Annotated in this window: 7 protein-coding genes; 6 read left to right on the top strand and 1 reads right to left on the bottom strand. The window is 63.4% G+C overall.

All coding sequences use genetic code 11. The annotated features are described in order from the left end of the window. Positions 1-3 precede the first annotated feature (3 nt). Positions 4-732 (top strand): YoaK family protein, encoded by a 729-nt coding sequence (locus Q7V46_RS00340; protein ID WP_304911504.1) that lies wholly within the window; start codon positions 4-6, stop codon positions 730-732. Between the two features lie 168 nt (positions 733-900). On the opposite strand, the gene bamE is transcribed toward Q7V46_RS00340, so the two are convergent. Continuing rightward, positions 901-1,371: an outer membrane protein assembly factor BamE gene (bamE, locus tag Q7V46_RS00345; RefSeq protein ID WP_304911505.1), complete on the bottom strand. Its 471-nt coding sequence runs from the start codon at positions 1,369-1,371 to the stop codon at positions 901-903. A 153-nt stretch (positions 1,372-1,524) separates the two neighbouring features. Between bamE and Q7V46_RS00350 the strand changes: the two genes are divergently transcribed. The 5 genes from Q7V46_RS00350 (at position 1,525) to nadB (ending at position 7,089) form a co-directional block, all read left to right on the top strand. After that, a complete protein-coding gene (locus Q7V46_RS00350) occupies positions 1,525-3,168 on the top strand; it encodes a SulP family inorganic anion transporter (RefSeq protein WP_304911506.1) in 1,644 nt (547 codons plus the stop codon). 14 nt (positions 3,169-3,182) lie between these two features. Beyond that, a complete protein-coding gene (locus Q7V46_RS00355; protein WP_304911507.1) occupies positions 3,183-4,247 on the top strand; it encodes a hypothetical protein in 1,065 nt (354 codons plus the stop codon). A 96-nt stretch (positions 4,248-4,343) separates the two neighbouring features. Next, the gene (locus tag Q7V46_RS00360; RefSeq protein WP_304911508.1) at positions 4,344-4,556 is read left to right on the top strand and encodes a DUF3460 family protein; all 213 of its coding nucleotides are present in this window, start codon (positions 4,344-4,346) and stop codon (positions 4,554-4,556) included. 28 nt (positions 4,557-4,584) lie between these two features. After that, complete coding sequence (locus Q7V46_RS00365) at positions 4,585-5,439, top strand: ScpA family protein (protein ID WP_304911509.1); 855 nt, start codon at positions 4,585-4,587, stop codon at positions 5,437-5,439. A gap of 51 nt (positions 5,440-5,490) precedes the next feature. After that, a complete protein-coding gene (gene nadB, locus Q7V46_RS00370) occupies positions 5,491-7,089 on the top strand; it encodes an L-aspartate oxidase (protein WP_304911510.1) in 1,599 nt (532 codons plus the stop codon). The last annotated feature ends 147 nt before the right edge of the window (positions 7,090-7,236 follow it).

The following is a 7,236-nucleotide window of genomic DNA, read 5'->3' on the forward strand; positions in this document are numbered from 1 at the left end:
GGCATGTTCGCCGGCATCCGGGGCTTCACCAGCCTGCATCGAACCCCGCAGGCCGACCTGAAGCTCGGCACCGTGCTGGCCTTCGTGGCGGGGGCGGCCAATGCGGGCGGCTTCCTGGCGGTGGGCCAGTACACCTCGCACATGACCGGCATCCTCTCTTCGGTTGCCGACAACGCGGTGCTGGGCCATTTCGCCCTGGCGCTGGGCGGCCTGGGTGCGGTGCTGGCCTTTCTGCTGGGCGCCATGACCACCGCCTGGATGGTCAACTGGGGTCTGCGCCACCAGCTGCGCAGCGCCTACGGCCTGCCCCTTCTGCTGGAGGCGGCACTGCTGCTTGTGTTTGGACTGTTTGGTGCCGCCATTGGCCTGATGACCGCTGTGTTCCTTCCGCTCACCGTGGTGCTGCTGTGTTTCATCATGGGATTACAAAACGCCGTCATCACCAAGATCTCGCGTGCGGTGATCCGCACCACCCACATCACCGGCCTGCTCACCGATCTGGGCATCGAACTCGGCAAACTGCTGTACGTCAACCGCCACCCCGATCAAAAACCGGTGCGCGCCAACCGCGACCGGCTGCGTGTGCATGGCCAGCTCATTGTCAGCTTTTTCGTGGGTGGTCTGGCAGGGGCGCTGGGCTTCAAGTACGCGGGCTACATCAGCACGGTGCCGCTGGCGGCCCTGTTGCTGCTGCTGGTGATGCGGCCGGCGCTGGAAGACCTCAAGCGATAAGAGCACTCACCCCCGCACAGGAGGATGCCCTCCCCCGCGCGGCCTGCGGCGTCACCCCCTCCAGGGTCACACCTTCGGACCGGCAGAGCCGGATCCTGGGTGTTGCTGGATGAATTCGTTGTGCCCCGGAAATGGCTCTTGGTTCCAACCCCGGTGCGTGCCTGTCGCTCAACGCCCGCGCTCCAGATCGGGATCAATAGCCGACATGGTGGACACCACCTTCAGATCGCTGTCGAACACCACGGTGAAGATCTTCGAGTCGCTGGTGTTGGGGCCATCGAGGTAGCGCCAGTCGTAGTGCGTTTCCCGCTTGGCCTCAAAACGCGTGATCTTCATCGGCTTGCCCAACATCTTGCGCACGTCGGTCATGTCCATGCCAGGCTGCACGCGTGCGAAATTCTCGGTCGTGAGCACCTGTCGCAGCGAGGCCATCCGGCCGTCGGGGCCGATGGTGATCATGTAATTGCGGTGGCCGGCGGGCTGGCGGTTGTATTCGTAGATCTGGGCACCTTCGGGCCCGTCCCACACCGCTTCGGGTTCACCCATTTTTTCGCGAACGTCTTGCTCGGTTGAAAAACCTTCTTCAAGCTCACTGATGTTCTGCACGTCGCAGGCCACCAGCGCCAGTGCAACACCCACGCTTGCGAGCCACGCAGTCAGGCGTCGCTGGGCAAAAGAGCACCGGTTTGGCTGTAAGTTGCCGCTGATCATGTTGAGAGTCAGTGTAAACCCTCAGAAGTGAGCGACCCCGTTGTCAGCTTCGCGAACTGTGGTGAAAGGTAACATTTGCCGATGCTCAAAGGAATGCCGCCGCTTGCCCCTTTTCGCCCGCGCCTGATTCAGGACCTCAAGGGCTACACCCGGGACAAGTTCACACGCGATGTGGGTGCCGGCGTCACGGTGGGCATTGTGGCGCTGCCCCTGGCCATGGCCTTTGCCATCGCCAGCGGGCTCAAACCCGAAGCGGGTCTGTGGACCGCGATCATCGCGGGCTTCATCATCTCTGCGCTGGGCGGTACATCCATGCAGATTGGTGGCCCGGCGGGCGCCTTCATCGTGATCGTCTACGGCATCGTCGAGCGCTACGGTGTGGCCAACCTGCTGATCGCCACCGCCAGCGCAGGTGTGCTGCTGTTCCTGCTCGGCCTGTTCAGGCTGGGTACGCTGGTGCGGTATGTGCCTGTGAGTGTGGTGATCGGTTTCACCAACGGCATTGCGGTGCTGATCGCACTCTCGCAGGTGCGCGATCTGTTCGGCCTGGAAATCGCCAAAATGCCGGCCGATTTCTTCAGCCAGATTGCCGCCATCGCCGGTCATATCGGCGGCCTCAACTTATATGCGCTGGGGCTGGGTGTGGTCTGTGTGATCGGACTTTTCATCTGGCCACGTCTCTGGGCGGTCGATTCCCAGTTCAGACGACAACTCGACAAGATCGAAACCGTGAGCGCACTCAGGGCCACCTCGCGGGTGCCGGCGCCGGTGGTCGCTCTGGTCTCGCTGTCGCTGCTGGCCTGGGCGCTCAGTTTGCCGGTGGAGACCATCGGCACGCGCTTTGGCGGCATTCCTCAGAGTGGGCCCGTGTTCGAGTTGCCAGCTTTCTCGTGGGAAACCGTGCGGCTGCTGGTCACACCCACGCTCACCATTGCGCTGCTGGGCGCCATTGAATCCCTGCTGTGCGCGCGCGTGGCCGACCAGCTCAGCGACGCGCCCAAGCACGACCCGAACCAGGAACTGATGGCGCAGGGCATCGCCAACACGGTGGTGCCCTTTTTTGGCGGCATGCCGGCCACCGGCACCATCGCCCGCACCGTCACCAACATCCGCTCCGGCGCTGCATCGCCTGTGGCCGGCATGGTGCATGCCGGGACGCTGGCGGCGGTGGTGCTGCTGGCCGCGCCACTGGCCGCCCACATTCCACTGGCCGTGCTGGCTGGCGTGTTGCTTTTCGTGGCGTGGAACATGGGCGAATGGCGCGAATTTGGCCGGCTCAAGCAGTTCAGCAACCACTACCGCCTGATGATGGTGTCGACGTTTCTGGTCACCATCGTCTTTGACCTCACGGTGGCAGTGGAACTGGGCCTGGTGCTGGCGGTGGTGCTGTTTGTGCGCCGCCAGAGCGACATCTTCCGGGCCGAAGCCATTTCCCGCAACGAACAGCAGATCACCTTCCGCCTTTTTGGCTCGCTGTTCTTTGGCGCCGTGGCCAAGATCGACCCTATCGTGACCGAGGTCGAACGCTCATCCACTCCCGTCAACGTGATGCTCGACGCCACCCACCTGATTTCGCTCGACACCACCGGGCTGGACGCGCTGGAGCAGTTGCACAAGGCGGTTGAAAAACGTGGCGGCCACCTGGGGCTGGTGGGACTGAACCCGCAGCCCAAATCGCTGATGGAACGCTCGGGCTTTGCAGCCAAGCTGCACACCTTCCAGTGAAGCCACCTCACGCCATGGTCCCTCAACGCAGCCCCATCACCGAACGCATCGACTGGCTGTTTGGCCTGGCGCAGCGGCATGCTCAGGAATACGCCAGCCCAGAAGCCTGGCTGGCCCGCCAGCGGCATCTGGCCAACCATCCCACTGCCATCCTGGTGATGAAGTGCATGGATGGTCGCATCAACATCCCCATTGCCACGCAGACACCCAAGGGCATCATTCAGCCCTTTCGCAACCTGGGCGGCATCTTCAATCTGGGCTGGCCACACCTGGGCGAAACACTGACTGCCGTCCTGGAAAAGGTGGTGCACAGCGGTCGACAGGCCCTGGTGGTCATTACCTACCACCACAGCAAGGGCGACGAGCGACGGGGCTGCGCCGGCTTCAATTTCCACACGGCCGATGCCCGAGCCCACACCTTCGAGATCCAGCGCGAAGTGTCTGCGGTGTTCGGCGCGGCGCACGGCACGGTCTACCCGCTGGTCTGCGGCTTCGAAACCGATGAAGATGCGCTGGTGGTGCACGGCGCCAATGGTGAAACATTGAACATGGCCGATCTGAGCGAAGCCGACGTGTCTGGCCTGCCCCAGCGACTGCTGCACCTGCTGCCCGACATGCCGACCCAGATCCGGCACGACCTGCTCCCACTTCTGTTGGGCAATCTGCGCCACATCGCGCAGATAAGGCAGACGGTGCGCACGCTCGACATCGAACACCGCGAATGGATGATCTGCGTTGGGCGCGGCTTCGACTGGCTTCACCTGCCCAACCTCGCACTCATCATCGGCCCCTACAGCCCGGACCTGGCCGACCCGATTCGCAAGGCGGCCGGCATCATCCGAGCCAACATGCGCGCCGGCCGTATCCCGGACGACGGCTTTCTGATCCTGTCGTCCGTGCCTTACGAAGACATTGGCGTGGACAGGGCGCGTGCCGTGCTCAAGTCCAACTTCATGGCCGACTTCGCCGCTGACGTGGTGCGCAAGGAGTTCGAAGATCTCGCCCCGCTCATGACCGTGCGAAAAACCCTGCTCAACTGGAACAGCCGTGCGGTAGAACCGCTTGCGCAGATCGATTGACTGTCAGGCAACGCCATAGGCCGGTCCGGAAGGCCCTTTCCGGCAGTTGGGGCACCGGCTCGCTAAAATGGCCGTCTTTGTCTGGTTCGCATCTACATGTCCATCTTCGCCCGCCCGCACTACACCTCTGACGCGACGCAGTTCATTCAGAAGCTCAAGGCCGACAAGCCCAGCCTGGAGCAAGAACAGCGCGAGGGCCGCGCCCTGTTGTGGGACAAGCAGATCGACCGCGAATTCCAGGCTCGGGCGGATACGGCCGAGGTGCGTCAGCAGGCATACGTGTACCAGACCCGCTCCGATCTCGCTTGAGAGACTGAGCCACGGCCTCGCGCCCAGCATGAGTCAGGAGCCCCAAACGCTCGACGACGCCCCTGAGGGGCTGGAAGCGTTGTTGCCCAGCGTGGTCGACCACGTGGCCCTTGCCCGGCTCTATGGTGAGCCGCTGTTCACCATGCCGCGTGATCTGTACATCCCGCCGGATGCGCTGCAGATCTTTCTGGAAGCCTTTGAAGGCCCGCTGGATCTGCTGCTTTATCTGATCCGGAAGCAGAACTTCAACATCCTCGACATCCCGATGGCGGCGGTCACCCGCCAGTACCTCAGCTACGTGGACGAGATTCGCGCCGGCAACCTGGAACTGGCGGCCGAGTACCTGCTGATGGCCGCCATGCTGATCGAAATCAAGTCTCGCATGCTGCTCCCGCCCAAGAAGGTGGCCGAGGGCGAAGAGCCCGAAGATCCACGCGCAGAACTGGTGCGCCGCCTGCTGGAATACGAGCAGATGAAGCTGGCCGCTCAGCGCCTGGCCGACACCCCCCAGTACGGGCGCGATTTCCTGCGTGCGCAAGTGCACATCGAACAATCGCTGGTGCCCCGTTTTCCGGACGTGGATGCGTTCGACCTGCAAAGCGCGTGGCGCGACATCCTCAAGCGCGCCAAGCTGGTCCAGCACCACCGCATCAGCCGCGAGGAACTGTCGGTGCGCGAGCACATGAGCATCGTCCTGCGACGCCTGCAGGGGCGCAAGTTCGTCGAATTCGGCGAACTGTTCGATCCTGAAAAAGGCTCGCCCGTGCTGGTGGTGACCTTCATCGCCATGCTGGAGCTGGCGAAAGAAACCTTGATCGAACTCACTCAGGCCGAGGCCTTTGCACCGATCTATGTTCGGCTCGCTTACACGCCGCAGATCTGAAGACACTTGCCGACCCGGTGCGACTTTGTTCCTGTTCCGAATTCACCCCACATGACCGACCTGCACCGCTTCGACGTCCTCATCATCGGCAGCGGCCTGGCCGGACTGACCGCTGCCCTGCACCTGGCCAACACCCATCGCGTGGCGGTGGTCACCAAGCGGCAGATCGAAGACGGCTCCAGCAACTGGGCCCAGGGCGGCATCGCAGCGGTGCTCGGCGAAGGCGACAGCGTGGCTTCGCACATCGAGGACACGCTTGTCGCAGGTGCGGGACTGTGCGACCTGGAGGCCACACGCTTCGCGGTGGAAAATGCGCCCGCCGCCATTGCCTGGCTGCGCGAACTGGGCGTGCCCTTCTCAACCGAAAGGGGCGAGCTGCACCTGACCCGGGAGGGTGGCCACAGCCACCGGCGCATCGTGCACGCCACAGACGCCACCGGTGCGGCCGTGCAGACCACGCTCATCGATCGGGTACGCGCCACGCCGGGCATCACCCTTTTCGAACACCACATGCTGGTCGACCTGATTACAGACCGCAAACTGCCGCACGCGGCGGGCAGCACACCGCGCTGCCATGGTGCCTACGTGCTGGATGAAGTGCGCGAAGAAGTGATCACCTTCAGCGCACAACACACCATCCTGGCCACCGGCGGTGCGGGCAAGGTCTACCTCTACACCACCAACCCCGATACCGCCACCGGCGACGGCATCGCCGCCGCCTGGCGCGCTGGGTGCCGCGTAGGCAACATGGAATTCATCCAGTTCCACCCCACCTGCCTGTACCACCCCCACGCCAAGAGCTTCCTGATCACGGAAGCCGTGCGCGGCGAAGGCGGCCAGCTCAAACTGCCGCCGCGACTGGGCAGCCACCGTTTCATGCCCGACCACGATCCGCGCGCCGAACTGGCGCCGCGCGACGTGGTGGCCCGTGCCATCGACTTCGAAATGAAGAAACATGGTCTGGACTGCGTGCACCTGGATATTTCGCACCAGAGTCCCGAGTTCCTGCAGGAACATTTCCCCAACATCCTGGCGCGTTGCGCTGAACTGGGCATCGACATCACCCGCGAGCCGATCCCCGTGGTCCCAGCGGCGCACTACACCTGCGGCGGCGTGGTGACCGATCTGAAGGGTCAGACCGATATCGACGGCCTCTACGCTGTGGGAGAAACCACCTGCACCGGCCTGCATGGGGCCAACCGGCTGGCCAGCAACTCACTGGTCGAGTGCATGGTGTTTGCGCAAGCGGCAGTGAATTCCATACGCCAGACAGAAACACCTCGCGCGCCTGCTCTGCCCCAATGGGACGTGAGCCGCGTCACCGACGCAGACGAGCAGGTGGTGATCTCACACAACTGGGACGAACTGCGCCGCTTCATGTGGGACTACGTGGGTATCGTGCGCACCGACAAACGGCTTGAGCGCGCAGCGCACCGAATCACTTTGCTGCAAAGTGAAATCCACGAGTTCTATTCGCAATTCCACGTCACCCGCGACCTGCTGGAACTGCGCAACCTGGTGCAGGTGGCCGACCTGATCGTGATGTCTGCCCTGATGCGCCGCGAAAGCCGTGGCCTGCATTTCAGCCGCGATTACCCCGATCTGTTGCCCGAAGCCCACCCCACGGTGCTGGTGCCGCCAGCGCGCTGACTGGCGCTAGGAGCCTGCGCGGCAGAACGACATCGGCTGCAACGCATGGAGAAAAGTCCCACTTCGCCCCCGTTTTTCCGGCTGTGGCTACGGCCACAGTCCTCAAAATCGGCGCCGAATTGGGCTCTTTTCCCACGCGTTTCGCTT

It is taken from the genome of Hydrogenophaga sp. (genome assembly GCF_030651625.1).
Taxonomy (GTDB): domain Bacteria; phylum Pseudomonadota; class Gammaproteobacteria; order Burkholderiales; family Burkholderiaceae_C; genus Hydrogenophaga.